The organism is Microbispora sp. NBRC 16548 (genome assembly GCF_030268985.1).
Lineage (GTDB): Bacteria > Actinomycetota > Actinomycetes > Streptosporangiales > Streptosporangiaceae > Microbispora > Microbispora catharanthi.
Window position 1 is genome coordinate 444,797 of record NZ_BSSF01000006.1, and the last position, 17,801, is coordinate 462,597.

Genomic DNA, 17,801 nt, shown 5'->3' on the forward strand with positions numbered 1-17,801 from the left:
CGATGCGAATCATCACGACCGTTTCCATGCAGGGATAGAGGGGGGTAACACCGTTGGCTGACCCGAAGGGGTTCCTGACACACGGGCGCGAGCTGCCGGCGCGCCGCCCGGTCGACGTTCGCATCCGCGACTGGCGCGAGGTCTACGAGGACTTCCCCCGGCCCGCCCTCACCAAGCAGGCGGCCCGCTGCATGGACTGCGGCATCCCGTTCTGCCACAACGGCTGCCCGCTCGGGAACCTCATTCCCGAGTGGAACGACCTCGTCTACCGCGACGACTGGCGCGAGGCGATCGAGCGGCTGCACGCGACCAACAACTTCCCGGAGTTCACCGGCCGCCTGTGCCCCGCGCCGTGCGAGTCTGCGTGCGTCCTCGGCATCAACTCCGACCCGGTCGCGATCAAGCGGGTCGAGGTCGAGATCGTCGACCGCGCCTTCGCCGAGGGCTGGGTCACGCCGCAGCCGCCCGCCGCCAAGACGGGCAGGAAGGTCGCGGTCGTCGGCTCGGGCCCGGCCGGCCTCGCCGCCGCGCAGCAGCTCACCCGCGCCGGGCACGACGTGGTCGTGTTCGAGCGGGCCGACCGGATCGGCGGGCTGCTCCGCTACGGCATCCCCGAGTTCAAGATGGAGAAGCGGCACGTCGACCGCCGCATCGCCCAGATGGAGGCCGAGGGCACCGAGTTCCGCACCGGCGTCGACGTCGGGGTGGACGTCACCGTGGCCAGGCTCCGCGAGGAGTTCGACGCCGTCGTGCTGGCGGGCGGCGCCACGGCCTGGCGCGACCTGCCGGTGCCCGGCCGCGAGCTCGAGGGCGTCTACCAGGCGATGGAGTACCTCCCGCCCGCGAACAAGACCCAGGAGGGCGACTACGCCGAGTCGCCGATCTCGGCCGAGGGCAAGCACGTCGTCGTGATCGGCGGCGGCGACACCGGCGCCGACTGCATCGGCACGGCGATCCGCCAGGGGGCCCTGTCGGTCACGCAGCTGGAGATCATGCCGAGGCCGCCGGAGACCCGTCCGGGCAGCCAGCCGTGGCCGACCTACCCGATGCTGTTCAAGATGGAGAGCGCGCACGAGGAGCTGGAGGCCGGGGCGGGCGACCGCGTGTACGCGGTGTCCACCACCGAGTTCGCCGGCGACGGCGAGGGCAACGTGCGGGCGCTGCGCCTGGTCGAGGTCGAGGGCCCGGCGTCGGGCTTCGCGCCGATCCCCGGCACCGAGCGGGAGATCCCGGCCGAGCTGGTGACGCTCGCGATGGGCTTCCTCGGCCCGGAGAAGGGCCCGCTGCTGAACGACCTCGCGGCGCTGTCCGGCGACCCGGAGTCGTTCTTCGACCCCCGGGGCAACGTGGCCAGGAACGCGTCGTACGAGACGTCGGTCGAGGGCGTGTTCGCGGCCGGCGACATGGGCCGGGGCCAGTCGCTGATCGTGTGGGCGATCGCCGAGGGCCGGTCGGCGGCGGCGGCGGTGGACCGCTACCTGAGCGGGCGGACCGTCCTGCCCGTTCCCATTCCGCCGACCGCGAGGCCCCTCGTCTGAGATGTGACCCGCCGCCGTGGTCCCAGGGGACCGGACCACGGCGATCGGGGCGTAGGGGATAAAACGGGCATATCCAAGTTCGGTGGCCGGGTTGCGAGCGCGTACGGCTGCCGGGAGGATGCTGTGCCCGGATCGAGGGGCCTCCGCACCAGGGGCCCGCAACCGAGGAGGATCGTTGTACGCACGGGGGCGGCTCGCCGGGGCCATCATGTCCATCACCATGCTCGGCGGGCTGGGGGTAGCGGCACTGCCGGGGGCGGCGGCCGCGGCCGAGCCCGCGCAGAACTATCTGGTCTTCTACAAGGACGGCGGCTCGGCCGCCGCGCAGCGGGCGGCCGAGGCGGCCGGGGGAACGGTCCAAGGGCGGGACGACAAGCTCGGCTACCTCGTCGTGCGCGCGTCCGACCCCGAGAAGATCGGCGCCGACCCCTCCGTGGTCGGTGTGACGCTCGACCGCCCCATCGGCAAGACCGCCGGCGCGCCCGCCACATCCGGCGCATCTGTTTCTGCCGGCACGCGGCGCACGGAGCACGTCCGGTCGGCGCCGGGCGGCGACCCGCTCTCGGGCCGCCAGTGGGACATGAAGATGATCGGCGCCACCCCCACCGGGTCGTACGCCAAGGCCCGGGGCAGCCGCAAGGTGCTGGTGGGCGTCATCGACACCGGCGTCGACGGCACGCACCCCGACATCGCGCCCAACTTCAACCGGGCGCTCAGCCGCAACTTCGTCGTCGACCAGCCGACCGACGAGAACGGCAAGACGCTCGACGGGCCCTGCGAGCACACGGGCTGCAAGGACCCGGCCGACGTCGACGACGACGGCCACGGCACCCACGTCGCGAGCACGATCGGCTCGCCGATCAACGGCCTCGGCGTCAGCGGGGTCGCCCCCGACGTGTCGCTGGTCAACCTCCGCGCCGGCACCGACTCGGGCTTCTTCTTCCTCAAGCCCACCATGGACGCCCTGGAGTACGCCGCCGACGTCGGCGTCGACGTGGTCAACATGAGCTTCTACGTCGACCCCTGGACGTTCAACTGCGAGAACAACCCGAGCGACACGAACAGGGAGCGGCTGGAGCAGCGGGCGATCCTGGAGGGCATGCGCCGCGCGGTCAAGTACGCCCGCGCGCACGGCGTCACACTCGTCAGCGCGATCGGGAACGAGGGCCTCGACCTCGGCAAGGTGAAGAGCGACACCTCCAGCCCCGACTTCCCGAAGGGCGCGGAGAAGAAGCGGGTCGTCGACAACACCTGCATCAACGTCCCGGCAGAGCTGGACGGCGTCATCTCGGTGTCCTCCGTCGGCCCCGGCGGGCGCAAGGCGTCGTACTCCGACTACGGCGTCGAGCAGACCGACATCGCCGCGCCTGGCGGCGACATGTTCGACGGCGGCACCGATTTCAAGGGCGCGAGCCGGGAGATCCTGGCCGCCGCCCCCGAGAACGTCCTGCGCGCCAAGGGCCTCATCGACGCCGCGGGCAAGCCGAAGACGTCCTCGGTGATCCGCGACTGCCACGACGGCAAGTGCGCCTACTACCAGTACATGGAGGGCACCTCCATGGCCGCGCCGCACGTCACCGGGGTGGCGGCGCTGATCATCGGCCGGTTCGGCAAGCCGGGCAAGGGCGGGCTCCAGATGGACCCCGCGCAGGTGGAGCGCCTGTTGTACGCGGCGGCGACGCCGAAGGGCTGCCCGGCGCCCCGCACCTACCGGTACGGCACGGGCGAGAGCCAGCTCTGCGAGGGGCCCACGGCGAAGAACGGCTTCTTCGGCCACGGCCTGGTGGACGCCGCCAGGGCCGCCACCGTCGCGCCCTGAGTCGCTTCCTGGGCCCCTTCCCGGGGCCTCGTCCCGGGCTCGTCCCCACCTGAGTACGCGCCTGAGTAGTCCACCGGATGCCCGGCGAGCCACCGCGGCCTACCCTCCTTCGCGGAGGAGGGCAGATCATGATCTACCGGCTCGTCTGGCAGGCCACGATGGTGGCGCATTTCCTCGTCATCGCCTACATCGCCCTGGGCGGCTTCCTCGCCTGGTGGCGGCCCCGGCTGATCTGGCCGCACCTCGCGCTGTGCGCCTGGGGGCTGGTGCAGCTCGCCGGGCTCGTGGAGTGCCCGCTGACCGCGCTGGAGAACTGGGGGCGGGCCAGGGCGGGGGAGACCGGCCTGCTGCCCGGCGGCTTCATCGACACCTACATCGAGGGCGCCGTCTACCCGGAGGCGTACGTCTGGCACGTGCGGCTGGCGGTGATCGCCGTCGTGCTCGCCTCCTGGGCGGGTCTCGCGATCAGGATCCGCCGACGCCGCACACGTCCTGCGCGTACGACAGGAACGTCTGCTGCACCGGAGCCGGGGGCGTCGCGATGAGGTAACGTCTCTCGCCGCCGCCCACGGTGCCGTAGATCGGGAACAGGTAGGCCTTCTTGGCCTCCGCGAACGCGTGCCAGTCGCAGCGCATGGGGGTGACCTCCACCGGGATCTCCAGCCGCGTGGCGTCCGCCGCGAGCACGGCCACCGGCCTGCGCTTGCCGGAGCGGGGGAGCATCGTGTAGTGCGTGGTGGCGCCGAGGTCGTCGATGGTGACCGGCTCCGATCCGCCCTTCCTGGTGACGACGAGGTTCCCGTGGAGGGTCCGGCCCGCGCGGGTCCAGGTGTCCCCGAACGTCACGTCCACCGACCGGCGCAGGATGTAGGCCCCGCACTCGGCCTTCACCAGCCCGTCCAGCGTGGGATCGGGGTGATGGACCGGGAACACCACCTTGCGCGGTGTCCCGTCGCCGACCTGGACGTGCGCCACCACTGTGGCCGGGCGCACCGGCGGGATCTTCGCCGGGTCGCAGCGCGCCTCGCCGTACGGGATCCGCAGGTCAGTGCGCGGCGTCCTGCCGAGGGTGGTGTCCAGGCGGGTCGGCGGGAGCGTCGCGAACGAGCCGGTCACGAGCTGGACGTCCTGGAAGCGCACCTGCGTGCCGGTGTCGTTGCGCACGGACACCTCCAGCTCGTGAGACGTCTCGTCGCTGCGCCACTGGTTCAGCGATACCGAAACACCCGTCGGCGGCGCGGTCGATTCGGTACCCTGGCCTCCGCACGCGGCCAGGGTGAACAGCGCCGTTATTACCCCCCAAGTCCGGGTACGTCCCATGGCTGCCAAGGCTAGGGCACGCGGATGATCGCGTGAAGTGTCTGAACATTTAGCGACAGCTGTGTGCGCCGTCACTGCAAGTGGTCTGTACCAATTAGGGTAGTGCTGTGAGTCGTCGAGCAAAGATCGTCTGTACCCTCGGGCCCGCCACCTCCTCGCCGGAGCGCCTACGCGAGCTCATCAAGGCGGGCATGAACGTCGCCCGCTTCAACCTCTCGCACGGCAGCCATGAGTTGCACAAGGAGGTGTTCGACCGGGTCAGAGCCGCCGCCGACGAGCTGGGCTGCGCCGTGGGCGTCCTCGCCGACCTCCAGGGCCCCAAGATCCGCGTCGGGCGTTTCGCCTCCGGTCCCGTACGGCTCGGCTTCGGCGACGTCTTCACGATCACGACTGAGGACGTCCCCGGCGACCGGGACCTCGTCTCCACGACGTACGCGGGCCTGCCGGGCGACGTCAAGCCCGGCGACACGATCCTCGTGGACGACGGCCGGCTGAACCTCGAGGTGACCGCGGTCGAGGGGCCGCGCGTCGTCACCCGTGTCGTCATCGGCGGCATGATCTCCGACAACAAGGGCCTCAACCTCCCCGGCGTCGCCGTCAGCGCTCCGGCGCTCACGGAGAAGGACGAGGAGGACCTGCGCTGGGCGCTGCGCACCGGCTTCGACATGATCGCCCTGTCGTTCGTCCGGTCGCCGGACGACGCCGCGCTCATCCACGCGATCATGGAGGAGGAGGGCGTCAGGCTCCCGCTCCTCGCCAAGATCGAGAAGCCGCAGGCCGTCGACTGCCTCGAGGAGATCGTGGACGCCTTCGACGGCGTGATGGTCGCCCGCGGCGACCTCGGCGTCGAGCTTCCGCTGGAGCAGGTGCCGATCGTCCAGCGCCGCATCATCGAGCTGTGCCGCGAGAAGGCCCACCCGGTCATCGTGGCCACCCAGATGCTCGACTCGATGATGAGCGCTCCCCGGCCCACCCGGGCCGAGGCGTCCGACGTCGCGTACGCGGTGATGGACGGCGCGGACGCGGTGATGCTGTCCGGCGAGACCTCGGTCGGCACCTACCCGATCGAGTCGGTCTCCACGATGGCCCGCATCGCGGTCGCCGCGGAGGGCACCACGCTGCAGGCCACCCACACGCTGGAGCGCCTGCCCGAGACGACCGGCGGCGCCATCGCCCGAGCCGCGGCCGAGGTCGGCGCGATCGTCGGGGCCAAGGCCCTGGTGGCGTTCACGATGTCCGGCGAGACCGCCCGGCGCCTGGCCCGCTACCGCTCGCCGATCCCGCTGCTGGCGTTCACCTCCAACCCGCAGGTGCGCGGCCAGCTCGCGCTGACCTGGGGCGTGGAGACGTTCGAGGTGCCGTTCGTGCACCACACCGACGACATGGTCCGCCAGGTGGAGGCCTCGCTGCTGTCGCTCGGCGTCTGCGAGAAGGGCGACAAGGTCGTCGTCGTCGCCGGCTCGCCGCCCGGCAACCACGGCTCCACCAACGCCCTGCGCGTCCACACGATCGGCTCGGCGGTCGCCCACCCGTCGACCTGACCCCGGCGGCCGGGTTCCCCCGGGCCGCACGGCCTGGGGCACCCGGCGGCGGGAGAAAACCCCTTGAAGGCGCGGCGCCCTTCGACGGAGCATGGCAGGAGCGAGTCGACCTTTCCTGTCAGATGCCGGAGGAGCGCTGCGCCCGTTGATGGACTCCCCTCAGGCACCGGACTCCCCTCAGGCGCCGGACTCCCCTCAGGCACCTGGGCCCGACGCGAGTGACGACGCTGATCGCCGGACGTCGTGGCGCTCGCTGTGGCGGTTGCGGTCCTACCTGCGCCCCTACGTGCCCAGCCTGGTGGTGTCCTGGCTCGCCGCGCTGCTGGGGATCGCCGCGGCCACGGTGATCCCGCTGGTGAGCAAGGAGATCATCGACGGCCCGGTGGCCCACGGCGACCTCGGCGGACTGGTCCCCCTCGGGCTGCTGGCCCTCGGCCTCGGCGTCGCCGAGGCGGTCCTCACGTTCGCCCGCCGCTGGTCCCAGGCAGGGCCGGTCCTCGGCCTCGAGACCGCGATCCGCGACGACCTCTACCGGCACCTCCAGCGGCTGCCGATGAGCTTCCACGACAGATGGCAGTCGGGCCAGCTGCTGTCCAGGGCGACGACCGACCTGTCGACGATCCGCAGGTTCCTCGGCTTCGGCGTCCTGTTCCTGATCATGAACATCCTGCAGCTCACCGCGGTCACCGTGGTGCTCCTGCGGATGTACTGGCCGCTCGGCCTGCTCGTCGCCGTCTCCGCCGTCCCGGTCGTGGTCCTGGCGCTGCGCTTCGAACGGCGCTACATCGTCATCTCCCGGCAGGTGCAGGACCAGCAGGGCGACCTCGCCACGCTGGTCGAGGAGTCGGCCGTGGGAATCCGCACGGTCAAGGCGTTCGGGCGGCGCGAGCACGTCTTCGCGAAGTTCGCCGCCGCCGCCCGCGAGATCCGCCGCACCTCGCTGGCCAAGGTGCGGCTGGCCTCCCGGTTCTTCACCTTCCTCGAAGTCGTGCCGAACGTCACGCTCGCCCTGGTCCTGCTGCTCGGCGCGATCGCGGTCGGCGCCGGCGCGCTGACGCTCGGCACCCTGGTCGCCTTCACCACGATGGTCCTCCAGCTCGTCTGGCCGGTCGCCTCGCTCGGCTACATCCTCGCCATGGGCCAGGAGGCCATGACCTCGGCCGACCGGGTGGTCGAGGTGCTCGACACGGTGCCCGCGATCAGCGGCGGCCCGGCCGTCATCGAGCGTCCGCGCGGCCACGTTCGTTTCGAGGGCGTCGGGTTCCGCTTCCCCGGCGCCGACCGGCCGGTGCTGCGCGACGTGTGGCTGGAGGTGCGGCCGGGGGAGACCGTCGCCCTCGTGGGGGCCACCGGGTCGGGCAAGACGACGCTGACCGCGCTCGTGCCCCGCCTGCTCGACGTCACCGCGGGCCGCGTCACCGTGGACGGGCACGACGTGCGGGACCTGTCGCTGACCTCGCTGCGCTCGGTGGTCGCCACGGCGTTCGAGGAGCCGACGCTCTTCTCGATGAGCGTCCGCGAGAACGTGACGCTCGGCCATGGACACGCCACCGAGGAGGAGATCAGGCAGGCCCTGGAGATCGCGCAGGCGACCTTCGCGTACGACCTGCCGTGGGGGCTCGACACCCGCATCGGAGAGCAGGGGATGTCGCTGTCGGGCGGTCAGCGGCAGCGGCTCGCGCTGGCCAGGGCGGTCCTCGGCAGGCCGCGGGTGCTCGTCCTCGACGACACCCTGTCGGCGCTCGACGTGGAGACCGAGGCGCTGGTCGAGGAGGCGCTGCGGCGGGTGCTCGCCGAGGCGACCGGCATCGTCGTGGCGCACCGCGCCTCGACCGTGCTGCTCGCCGACCGGGTGGCGCTGCTGCGCGACGGCACCGTCACCCACGTCGGCCGCCACGGCGACCTGCTGTCGGCCGTGCCGGAGTATCGCCAACTGCTCGCCCAGGACGCCGACCTCGACCCCGAGGGATCGATGCGATGAGCCAAGAGACCGGCAGCGACGCGGGGAACACCGAGCGAGCGGGACGTGAGCGTCCCGATGGCGACGCGAGAAGCACGGAAACGTGGCGCGGGGTCGCCGCCGAGAACCGGGACGAGATCTCCGAGCACGTCTCCCTGCTGCTGCGCACCCGGTCGCGCCGCCTGCTCGGCGACCTGCTGCGCCCGCACCGCCGGGCCATCGGCGTGCTCACGGCGGTCATCGTGGTGTCCAACGCCGCGGGCCTGGCCCTGCCATACCTGGTGAAGGCGGGCATCGACGACGGCATCCCGCCCATGGTGCGCGGGCAGGGCGCGGGCACGTTGCTCGCGATCGTCGGCGCGGTGCTGGCCGCCGCGCTCACCCAGGCGCTCACCCGGCAGGCGTTCCTGCAGATGTCGGGCCGGATCGGCCAGGACATCCTGCTGGAGCTGCGCCGCCGGGTCTTCGACCACTTCCAGCGCCTGTCGCTGCCGTTCCATGAGAAGTACACCTCCGGGCGGGTCATCTCCCGGCTCACCTCCGACGTGGACGCCATCGCGGAACTGCTCGACTCCGGTTTCGACGGCCTGGTCACGGCCGTGCTCACGTTGTGCGGCACCGCGGTCATGCTGCTCGTGCTCGACGTGCGCCTCGGCCTGGTGGCGCTGCTGCCGCTGCCGGTCCTGCTGCTGTTCACCCGGTGGTTCCGCCGCCAGTCGAGCGTCGCCTACCGCCGTACGCGGGAGGCGGTCGCGCTGGTCATCGTCCACTTCGTGGAGTCGATGACCGGGATCCGCGCGGTGCAGGCGTTCCGGCGGGAGCCGCGCAACCAGGAGATCTTCGAGCGGCTCAACGCGGACTACCGCGCCGCCAACACGCGGGGCATGCGCCTGGTCGCCGTGTTCATGCCCGGGATCAAGCTGATCGGCAACGTCACCGTCGCGGCCGTCCTGCTGTACGGCGGCCTGCTCGCGCTGCGCGGCACGGTCACGGTCGGCGTGCTCGCCGCCTTCCTGCTCTACCTGCGCCAGTTCTACGAGCCGATGCAGGAGATCAGCCAGTTCTACAACGCCCTGCAGTCGGCGGGGGCGGCGCTGGAGAAGCTGTCGGGCGTGCTGGAGGAGCGGCCCTCGGTGGCCGAGCCCCGCCGCCCGGCGCCGCTGCCGCGCGCCGCCGGGGCGTTGCGGTTCGAGGCCGTCCGGTTCGCCTATCCCGACGGCCCGCCGGTGCTGCCGCTGCTCGATGTGGTGATCCCCGCCGGGCAGACCGTGGCCGTCGTCGGCACCACGGGCGCGGGCAAGACGACGCTGGCCAAGCTCATCGCCCGGTTCCACGACCCGGTCGCCGGGCGGGTACTCCTCGACGGCGTGGACCTGCGCGAGCTGGACGAGGACACCCTGCGCCGGCACGTGGTGATGGTCACCCAGGAGAACTACCTGTTCAGCGGGACGGTCGCGGACAACGTGCGGTTCGGGCGGCCGGGCGCGCCGGATTCGGAGATCGAGCGGGCCGCCGAGGCCATCGGCGCCCACACGTTCGTCTCCGCGCTGCCCGACGGGTACGAGACCCAGGTCGGCAAGCGCGGCGGCCGCATGTCGGCGGGGCAGCGGCAGCTCGTCGCGTTCGCCCGTGCGTTCCTCGCCGACCCCGCCGTGCTGATCCTGGACGAGGCCACCTCCAGCCTCGACGTGCCCAGCGAGCGCCTCGTGCAGCGGGCGCTGCGGACGATCCTCGCCGACCGGACCGCACTGATCATCGCCCACCGCCTGTCCACCGTGGAGATCGCCGACCGGGTGCTCGTCATGGAGCACGGCCGGATCGTGGAGGACGGCCCGCCGGACCGCCTGATCGCCGGCGCCGGCCGGTTCGCCCGCCTCCACCGCGCCTGGCTCGACAGCCTCGCCTGACCTCCTGCCATTGGCGGCTACTCCCGGCGTCGCAGCGCGGGGCAGCCGGGGTGATCCCGGTGGGGTAGCGGCAGATGACTCCGTGGGTGGGACGCCGTCGAAGTCCGGCTGGACGACGATAGCCGTTCATGGGAACCCCATTCAGGTACATCCACGGGGCGGCGTTGCTGGCCACCGGCCTGCTCGCGGGCGCGTTCGCGTACGGCGCGGCCAACGTGATCCCCACGTTCGGGGCCGTTCCGCTGGGTGTGCGCCTGACCTTCCACACCACGATGATGAAGGTCAACGAGCCGGTCATGCAGAGCGCGATGGCGCTGGCCATCCTCACGACCTTCGGTCTGGCGATCGCCGGCCGCGGCCGGGCGCGCCGGCTGGCGCTCGGCGCCGGTGCGCTGGCGCTGACCTCGCTGCTCGTCACCGTGTTCGGCAACGTCCCGCTGCATGCGCGTTTCCGGGAATGGGCTGCCGGTCCGGTCCCGGATGGCTACGCCGAGATCTTCCGGCGATGGGAGCTGTTCCACGATCTGCGCACCTTGACCGCGTTGGCCGCTTTCGTCTTGATCGTCACCATCGCCGTCGTCAACCGGCCCTCCAGCCGCTAAGGAGAACAGTCATGTTCCGTCGCCGTCCTGGTCACCGTGCCGCCGGACCTCCCGAGCTCGGCGAGGTGGACAACCCCGAACCCGAGGACATGCTCACGATGAGCGTGTGCGAGGTGGTCTGATGCCCGGCTTCCACGCCTTTCTGACGCGCCTGCCGTACGAACTGGCCTTCAGCCGGGAGGACCCGGCCACGATCGTGGACCGCTACTACACTCCCGACCTCGAATATCGCAACGACGGCATCGTCCTCGACCGGCAGCGGCTGATCGACCACGCCCGCCCGGCGCGGAGGAACGCCCGCGCGCTGGAGATCGAGGTCCACGACACGCTGATCGACGACGACCGGGCCGCCGCCCGCTACACCATGACCGTCCTGGCCAGAAAGGACACCACCCTGCAGATCGAGGTTCACCTGTTCGCCCGGTTCGCCCCCGACGGACGGGTTCAGCGCGTCGACTCGATCACACGGACGGTGAAGCCGTGAACCTCACTCTGATCGGCTCCACCGGCCGCACCGGCCGCTACGTCCTGGCCGAGGCGCTGCGCCGCGGCCACCGGGTCACCGCCTTCACCCGCAACGCCGCCGCCCTGGAGGCGCGGCCGGATGCCGTCGTCGAAGGCGACGGCCGCGACCTGGACAAGATGCGCGCGGCCGTGGAGGGCGCGGACGCGGTGATCTCCATCATCAACGGCGGCGACAGCAGCGACCCGCATCGCGCGGCCGAGGCCACCCGCACCATCATCCAGGCCATGACCGATTCCGGGGTCGAGCGGCTGATCGTCACCACTCCCTACCCGATCGTCGCCCGCAAGCCGTTCCTGCTCATCTGGCTGCTGCGCCGCCTGCTGGCCACCCCCTACGCCGACGCTCGCGACCTGGAGCAGGCCGTGAGCACCAGCGACCTGGACTGGACCATCGTCCGGCTGACCCGGCTCACCGACCGGCCCGCCGCAGGGTCGGTCGTGATCCGCCGCGAGCTGCTGGCCACGCCGCGTGCCCTGACCCGGGCGGACGTGGCGACCACGCTGCTGGACATCGCCGAAGAGGGCCACCTGAGCGGAGTGGCCGTCAACGTCCACGGTCGCTGAAACCACTAACTGGGGGGACGGGAGAGGAGGCGTTCCATGGCGGGGCGCAGGGGCGGGCCGATCTCCACGGGGCGGCGGGTGTGCCGGTCGACGAAGACGTGCGTGAAGTCGCCCTCGGCGACCAGCGTGTCGCCGGCGAACAGCGCGAGCTCGTAGCGGACGCTGGAACGGCCGAGGTGTCCGATCCGCAGGCCCACGCTGATCACCTGCGGGAAGGACACCGAGGCCCGGTAGGAGCAGCGCGACTCCACGCACAGCCCGATCGCCGGGCCCCGGTGGATGTCCAGCCCGGCCTCCTCGATCAGCCAGGTGTTGATCACGGTGTCCATCAGGGAGTAGTGCACGACGTTGTTGACGTGCCCGTATACGTCGTTGTCCTTCCACCGGGTGGGCACGTCCCGCCAGTGGGGATACGCCGTCCGGTCGTTCGCAGGCCCGTTCACAAGCCCGTTCACAAGCCGAGGTCCCGGCCGATGATCTCGCGCATGATCTCGTTGGACCCCGCCCAGATCCGGGTCACCCGGGCGTCCGTCCAGGCCCGCGCCACGCGGTACTCCTTCATGTAGCCGTAGCCGCCGTAGAGCTGCACGCAGGCGTCGATCACCTGGTTCTGCACCTCGGCGGTCCACATCTTGGCCTTGGCCGCGTCGACCGCCGTCAGCTCCCCGTCGGTGTGGGCGGCCACGCACTGGTCGACGTACGCCCGGGTCACCTCCACCTTCGTCACCAGGTCGGCGAGTGTGAACTTGTTGTACTGGAAGCTGCCGATCGCCTGGCCGAACGCCTTGCGCTCCTTCACGTACGACAGGGTCTCGGCGAGCACGGCGGCGGCGTGGGAGATGTTGGTGACGGCGCTGCCGAGCCGCTCCTGGGGGAGGCGCTCCATCATGGCGACGAACCCCCGGTCCACCTCGCCGATCACGTTGCCGGCGGGCACCCGCACGCCCTCGAAGAACAACTCGGCCGTGTCGGCCTCCGGCTGGCCGACCTTGTCCAGTTTGCGCCCCCGGTGGAAGCCGGGCATGCCCTCCTCGACCGCGAACAGCGTGATGCCCTTGGCCCGCTTCTCCGGGCTCGTCCGGGCCGCCACCACGACGAGGCCGGCCTGGTAGCCGTTGGTGATGAACGTCTTGGAGCCGTCGATGATCCAGTCGGAGCCGTCCCTGACGGCGGTCGTGCGCAGCGCCGCCAGGTCCGACCCGCCGCTCGGCTCGGTCATGCCGATCGCGGTGATCATCTCTCCCGAGCAGAACGGCGGCAGCCAGCGCTTCTTCTGCTCGTCCGTCGTCAGCTCCACCAGGTAGGGCGCGACCACGTCGAAGTGGATGCCGAAACTGGACGCCAGAGCCATGCCCACCCCGGCCAGTTCCTCGGTGAGCACGGCGTTGAAGCGGTAGCCGCCCGCAGCCGCGCCGTCGTACTCCTCGGGGACCTCCAGGCCGAGGAATCCCTGCAGCCCGGCCTCCCGCCACACCTCGCGGTCGATCAGCCGGCGCTCGATGAACTCCTCGGCCCTCGGGGCGACCGAGCGGATCACGAACTGCCGCACGGAGTCGCGGAAGGCCTCGTGGTCCTCGCCGTAGATGGTGCGTCGCATCGATTCTCCAGACGATTGTTCGGTATCGGGATACTAGTGTCCCTCTTTCCGATCTTTGCCCCGTCGCGTCGCCCAGACCGGCACCTCGCTGCGTTGTCGTCGTCGCCGATGACGCTGTCATCGGCTCCTCCTCCGCCTTGCGATGCACCACTCTGGACACCGCTCCTTCCGGGCAAATCTCGTCAATCGCGACACCTGCGAGTAACCTCATGGGCGTGGGCACGGGCCTGTCCGCGTCAGCCCACCGGCACCGGGTAGTCCTTCGCCAGCTCCGAGACCTCCGCCTCCCTGAAGACCACCGCGCCGCCGAGCGCCGCCTTGTCGGGCTTGAGCACGTACGACGACCGGGAGGCGGGCTTGTCGAAGAACGTGAAGTTCATCGGAGTGCCGAGGTCGCCACCGAAGTTCGGCTGCGAGCGGTGCGCGTTCAGGACGCCCTCCCGGGTGAAGTCCTTGGCCTCGCATGCCTTTCTCATCGCCTCGTCCACGATCATCGCCGCGCTCCAGCCGGTGGGCACGCCGCTGTCGAGCGTCTCGCCGGGATACTTCGCCTGGTAGTCGGCCACCAGCCGCTGCATCGCCGGATTCTTCGCGCTGACCGGCGTCCCCGCCGACACGTAGGAGAAGTCCTTCAGCAGGGCCGGCCCGGCCGGGGTCGCGAGAAGCTGCGGAGCGTAGGCCGAGTTGCTGCCGACGAACGGCACGTCCATGCCCTTGGCGAGGGACACGCCGACCAGCGAGGCCGTCTGCCGGGGCCCCACAGAGACGAGCACGGCCTTCACCCCGGCCGCCTTGAACGCCGCCACCTGGGCGCTCATGTCCTGGTCGGTCGCCTTGATCTTCTGCTCGACGATCTGCAGGCCGAGCTTGCCCGCGGCGTACTTCGAGCCGTTGAGCGAGCTCTCGCCGTAGTCGCCCTCGAAGTACAGGTGCCCGATCTTGTCGCCGGACTTGATCCCCTTCTCCTTCGTGAGGAACTCGACGGCGTTGATCATGTCCACGTCGTACGTCGTGCCGGTCACCTGGATGGCCCGGCTGCCGAGCAGCGTGGTCGCCCACGCCATCGGGATCGTGAGCAGCTTGTCGCCGTCGATGCGCCGCTTCAGCGCGGTGATCATGGGGGAACCGATGAACTGCACGATCGCCGCCGACTTGGGCGCGACCTCGGTGTAGGCGGCCACCGCCTTCTGCGTGTCGTAGCCGTGGTCGCGCACGACCAGCTCGTACTTGCGGCCGCAGACCCCGCCGCCGGCGTTGACCTGGTCGAAGTACAGCTGCTGCGCCTGCGTCTGGCTCTTGCCGAACGACGCGTAGGGGCCGGTCAGGTCGGTGAGCGCGCTCACGGTGATCGTGGTGGCCGTGACGCCGGGGCCGGTCTTGACCCCGTCACCGCCGGCCGCCGCCCCGGCGCCTCCGCCACCGCCCGTGGCCTTGCCGCTGGCGCACCCCGCCGCCGAGGTCGCGACGGCCAGGGACAGCAGGGCTAACGCCGCGACGCCGGCGCGGGTGCCGATTTTGCCCATCTGAGCTCCTTGAGTCGAACGCGGCCGAGCCGCGTGGCGAGCCCGACCAGACCGCCGGGCAGGAACAGCACCACCGCGACGACGGCGGCGCCGTAGAGGATCCGCGCGGTCTCGGCGGGGGAGACCCCGCCGGAACCCGGCTCGGCCACCAGCGGCAGGGCGTCGCTGTAGCGCGTGAGCAGCTGGGGGAGCAGGGAGACGAACGCGGCCCCGACGACCGCGCCGGCGACCGATCCCAGGCCGCCGATCACGATCATCGCGAGGTAGTCGAGCGACAGCAGCATGCCGAAGTAGTCCGGCACGACCTGCTGGAAGACCAGGGCGACCAGCACCCCGGCGAGCCCGCCGTACATGGACGACAGGACGAACACGCCCGCGCGGTATCGGGCGACCGGGACGCCCATGACCCCCGCGGCGATCTCGTGGTCCCTGATCGTGTTCATCGCCAGGCCGGGACGGCCGCGCAGCACGCCCCTGGCGAACACCGCCGCGCCCGCGAGCAGCGCGATCCCGAGGAACCACAGCCGTTCGAGCGAGCCGAACGGCACGTTCAGCACCACCAGCTCCGGGGTGTCGGCGAAGACGAACCCGAACAGCTCCATCGGCGGCACCGGCCGGCCGTTGAAGCCGCCGGTCACCGGCTCGGCGTTGAACAGGATGTGCTGACCGACGAAGATCAGGGCGAGCGTGGCGATGCCCAGGTAGGCGCCCTTGAGGCGGCCCGCGATCGGGCTGAACAGGCCGCCGGACACCCCCGCGACGATCACCGCCGCCAGGGCCGCGAGCGGCGTCGGCAGCCCCAGGTCGGACGACAGGAAGACGTAGGAGTACGCCCCTACCGCGAGGAAGAAGGCATGTCCCAGGGACAGTTGCCCGGTCGCCCCGGTCAGCAGGTTGATCCCGATCGCGCCGATCGCCGCCGACATCGCGAACAGCCCCGCCTGCAGCCAGAACCCCTCCAGGTAGAAGGGCACCGCGACGGCTCCCGCGAGCACCGCGATACACAGCGCGGCCCGGAGGGACCGCGCCCAGGACCACAGCGCGGCCCGGAGGGGCCGTGCCCTGGACCACAGCGCGGCCCGGAGGGACCGGGGCGTGTCGCGTGCGGGCGTCGCGGCCGTGGGCGTGGGTTCAGACACGGGCCGGCTCCTTCGTGCCGAACAGCCCGGAGGGCCGCAGCAGCAGGATCACGATCATCACGAGGAACGGCGCCGCGTCGCCGATGCCGCGGCCCAGGAAGGCGAGCTCGCTCTGGTAGCCGCTCATCAGCGTCTCGGTGACACCCACGATCAGCCCGCCGGCCAGCGCGCCCGTGGTCGAGTCGAGCCCTCCGAGGATGGCGGCGGGGAACGCCTTCATCGCCGCCGCGGCCGTGCCCCTGTCGAGGCCCGGCGTCGGGAAGACGCACAGGAACATCGCCGCGACCGCGGCCAGCGCCCCGGCGACGGCCCACGCGCTGAGCGAGACCCGGCCGAGCCGCACGCCCATCAGCGCGGCGGTCTCCGCGTCCTCGGCCGTGGCGCGCATCGCCACGCCCCAGCCGGTGAACTTGAAGGCGAGCAGGAACGCCACGATCAGTGCGGCGGCGACCGCGAGGGCCACGACGCGGGTCTCCGCGACCGTCACCGGGCCAAGACGCAGCACCCGGTCGCCCCAGGGGTCGCCAAGGGCGAGCACCTCGGTGCCGATCCGGCGGGTGAGCTCGGTCGTGAGCAGGATGTCCACGCCGATCGTGACGATGGCCAGCACGCCGCGCGAGCCGACGTGCGCCCGGCGCAGGATCAGGAACTCCACCAGCGCGCCGACCAGCGCCGCCGCCGCGATCCCGGCCGCCAGCGCCGCCCAGAACCCGATCAGCGGGTGCAGCCTGGCGATCACGTAACCGCCGGCCAGCAGCAGCGACGCGTGCATGAAGTTGACCACCTCGGTCGCCTTGAAGATCACCACGAAGCCGAGCGCGATCAGCGCGTACACGGCTCCGACCGAGATCCCGTTGACGAGCAGCTCCAGGAAGACCGCCATCACGCCTCCCCCCGCTCACCGGAGGGGCCGCCGAAGTCGCCCAGATAGGCGCGGATCACCTCGGGGTCGCGCTGGACCTCCTCGGGCGGCCCGTCCGCGATCCGCCTGCCGAAGTCGAGCACGGTCACCGCGTCGGCGATCCGCATGACCATGCCCATGTCGTGCTCGACCAGCAGGATCGAGATGCCGAGGCTCTCGCGCACCGACTCGATGAGGCCGGCCATCTCCCGCCGCTCGCCGCCGTTCATCCCCGCCACCGGCTCGTCCAGCAGGAGCAGCCGCGGCTCCATGCACAGCGCCCGGGCCAGCTCCACCCGCTTCTGCACGCCGTACGGCAGCAGCCCCACCGGGATGGACAACGCGTCGCCGACGCCGGCGAACTCCGCGATCTCCGCGACGCGCGCGCCGTGCCGTACGGCCTCGCGCCTGGCCGAGGGCAGCCGCAGGCCGGCCGAGACGAAGCCGGCACGGGTCAGGCGGTGCCGGCCGAGCATGAGGTTGTCGCGGACCGTCAGGTGCGGCGACAGGGCGATGTTCTGGAACGTCCGCGCCACGCCCAGCGCGGCCACCTGGTGCGGGCGCAGCGAGGTCAGCTCGGCGCCGCCGAAGCGCACGCTGCCCGAGGTGGCGCGGTAGACGCCCGACAGCACGTTGAAGCAGGTGGACTTGCCCGCGCCGTTCGGGCCGATCAGCGCGTGCACGCTGCCGGGGGCCACGGTGAAGCTCACCGCGTCGAGCGCGGTGAGCCCGGCGAAGCGCACCGTCACCTCGCTGACCACGAGTTCCGCCGGGCCGTCGCCGCTGGCCGTACCGACCGGTTGGTTTCTCACGGGTATGCGGCGGCGCCTCGTCGGGTGCGTGCGCGGTACGCCGTGGCGGTGGG

The 17,801-nt window shown here is 71.5% G+C and carries 16 protein-coding genes; 9 read left to right on the forward strand and 7 right to left on the reverse strand.

Translation table 11 applies throughout. The features are described from left to right. The first annotated feature begins 53 nt into the window (after positions 1-53). From QSK36_RS19400 to QSK36_RS19410, 3 genes are all read left to right on the forward strand, one after another. A complete protein-coding gene (locus tag QSK36_RS19400) occupies positions 54-1,538 on the forward strand; it encodes a glutamate synthase subunit beta (protein WP_285783386.1) in 1,485 nt (494 codons plus the stop codon). A 175-nt stretch (positions 1,539-1,713) separates the two neighbouring features. Next, a complete protein-coding gene (locus tag QSK36_RS19405; RefSeq protein WP_285783387.1) occupies positions 1,714-3,357 on the forward strand; it encodes a S8 family peptidase in 1,644 nt (547 codons plus the stop codon). A 128-nt stretch (positions 3,358-3,485) separates the two neighbouring features. Further along, a complete protein-coding gene (locus QSK36_RS19410) occupies positions 3,486-3,902 on the forward strand; it encodes a DUF2784 domain-containing protein (RefSeq protein WP_139574346.1) in 417 nt (138 codons plus the stop codon). Here QSK36_RS19410 and QSK36_RS19415 read toward each other — a convergent pair. Continuing rightward, positions 3,823-4,677, reverse strand: coding sequence for a hypothetical protein (locus tag QSK36_RS19415; RefSeq protein WP_285783388.1), 855 nt, complete (start codon positions 4,675-4,677; stop codon positions 3,823-3,825). The two genes, QSK36_RS19410 and QSK36_RS19415, sit on opposite strands and share 80 nt — an antisense overlap. A gap of 107 nt (positions 4,678-4,784) precedes the next feature. Between QSK36_RS19415 and pyk the strand changes: the two genes are divergently transcribed. The 6 genes from pyk to QSK36_RS19445 all read left to right on the forward strand — a co-directional run bounded on the left by pyk (position 4,785) and on the right by QSK36_RS19445 (position 11,776). After that, positions 4,785-6,218: a pyruvate kinase gene (pyk, locus tag QSK36_RS19420; protein WP_183539792.1), complete on the forward strand. Its 1,434-nt coding sequence runs from the start codon at positions 4,785-4,787 to the stop codon at positions 6,216-6,218. Between the two features lie 148 nt (positions 6,219-6,366). Continuing rightward, on the forward strand, positions 6,367-8,199 hold the full coding sequence (locus QSK36_RS19425) for an ABC transporter ATP-binding protein (RefSeq protein WP_183539794.1): 1,833 nt from the start codon (positions 6,367-6,369) through the stop codon (positions 8,197-8,199). After that, positions 8,196-10,085, forward strand: a complete 1,890-nt coding sequence (locus tag QSK36_RS19430) for an ABC transporter ATP-binding protein (RefSeq protein WP_285783389.1) — start codon at positions 8,196-8,198, stop codon at positions 10,083-10,085. The genes QSK36_RS19425 and QSK36_RS19430 overlap by 4 nt, the downstream gene beginning before the upstream one ends. Positions 10,086-10,213: 128 nt before the next feature. Further along, a complete protein-coding gene (locus QSK36_RS19435; RefSeq protein ID WP_285783390.1) occupies positions 10,214-10,687 on the forward strand; it encodes an anthrone oxygenase family protein in 474 nt (157 codons plus the stop codon). A 121-nt stretch (positions 10,688-10,808) separates the two neighbouring features. Beyond that, positions 10,809-11,171: a nuclear transport factor 2 family protein gene (locus QSK36_RS19440; RefSeq protein WP_285783391.1), complete on the forward strand. Its 363-nt coding sequence runs from the start codon at positions 10,809-10,811 to the stop codon at positions 11,169-11,171. Continuing rightward, complete coding sequence (locus QSK36_RS19445) at positions 11,168-11,776, forward strand: NAD(P)-dependent oxidoreductase (protein ID WP_285783392.1); 609 nt, start codon at positions 11,168-11,170, stop codon at positions 11,774-11,776. The genes QSK36_RS19440 and QSK36_RS19445 overlap by 4 nt, the downstream gene beginning before the upstream one ends. A 5-nt stretch (positions 11,777-11,781) precedes the next feature. On the opposite strand, the gene QSK36_RS19450 is transcribed toward QSK36_RS19445, so the two are convergent. The 6 genes from QSK36_RS19450 to QSK36_RS19475 form a co-directional block, all read right to left on the reverse strand. Further along, positions 11,782-12,219, reverse strand: a complete 438-nt coding sequence (locus tag QSK36_RS19450; protein WP_285783393.1) for an acyl-CoA thioesterase — start codon at positions 12,217-12,219, stop codon at positions 11,782-11,784. 8 nt (positions 12,220-12,227) lie between these two features. Continuing rightward, positions 12,228-13,373 (reverse strand): acyl-CoA dehydrogenase family protein, encoded by a 1,146-nt coding sequence (locus QSK36_RS19455; protein WP_285783394.1) that lies wholly within the window; start codon positions 13,371-13,373, stop codon positions 12,228-12,230. Positions 13,374-13,609: 236 nt separating this feature from the next. Then, positions 13,610-14,896 carry an ABC transporter substrate-binding protein gene (locus QSK36_RS19460; protein ID WP_285783395.1) on the reverse strand — a complete coding sequence of 429 codons (1,287 nt, stop codon included), beginning with the start codon at positions 14,894-14,896 and terminating at the stop codon, positions 13,610-13,612. Further along, on the reverse strand, positions 14,857-15,936 hold the full coding sequence (locus QSK36_RS19465; RefSeq protein ID WP_502883327.1) for a branched-chain amino acid ABC transporter permease: 1,080 nt from the start codon (positions 15,934-15,936) through the stop codon (positions 14,857-14,859). The genes QSK36_RS19460 and QSK36_RS19465 overlap by 40 nt, the downstream gene beginning before the upstream one ends. 91 nt (positions 15,937-16,027) lie before the next feature. Next, positions 16,028-16,918 (reverse strand): branched-chain amino acid ABC transporter permease, encoded by an 891-nt coding sequence (locus QSK36_RS19470; protein WP_285783396.1) that lies wholly within the window; start codon positions 16,916-16,918, stop codon positions 16,028-16,030. Continuing rightward, on the reverse strand, positions 16,918-17,748 hold the full coding sequence (locus tag QSK36_RS19475; protein ID WP_285783397.1) for an ABC transporter ATP-binding protein: 831 nt from the start codon (positions 17,746-17,748) through the stop codon (positions 16,918-16,920). Before QSK36_RS19475 ends, QSK36_RS19470 begins: the two co-directional genes overlap by 1 nt. Positions 17,749-17,801: the final 53 nt, after the last annotated feature.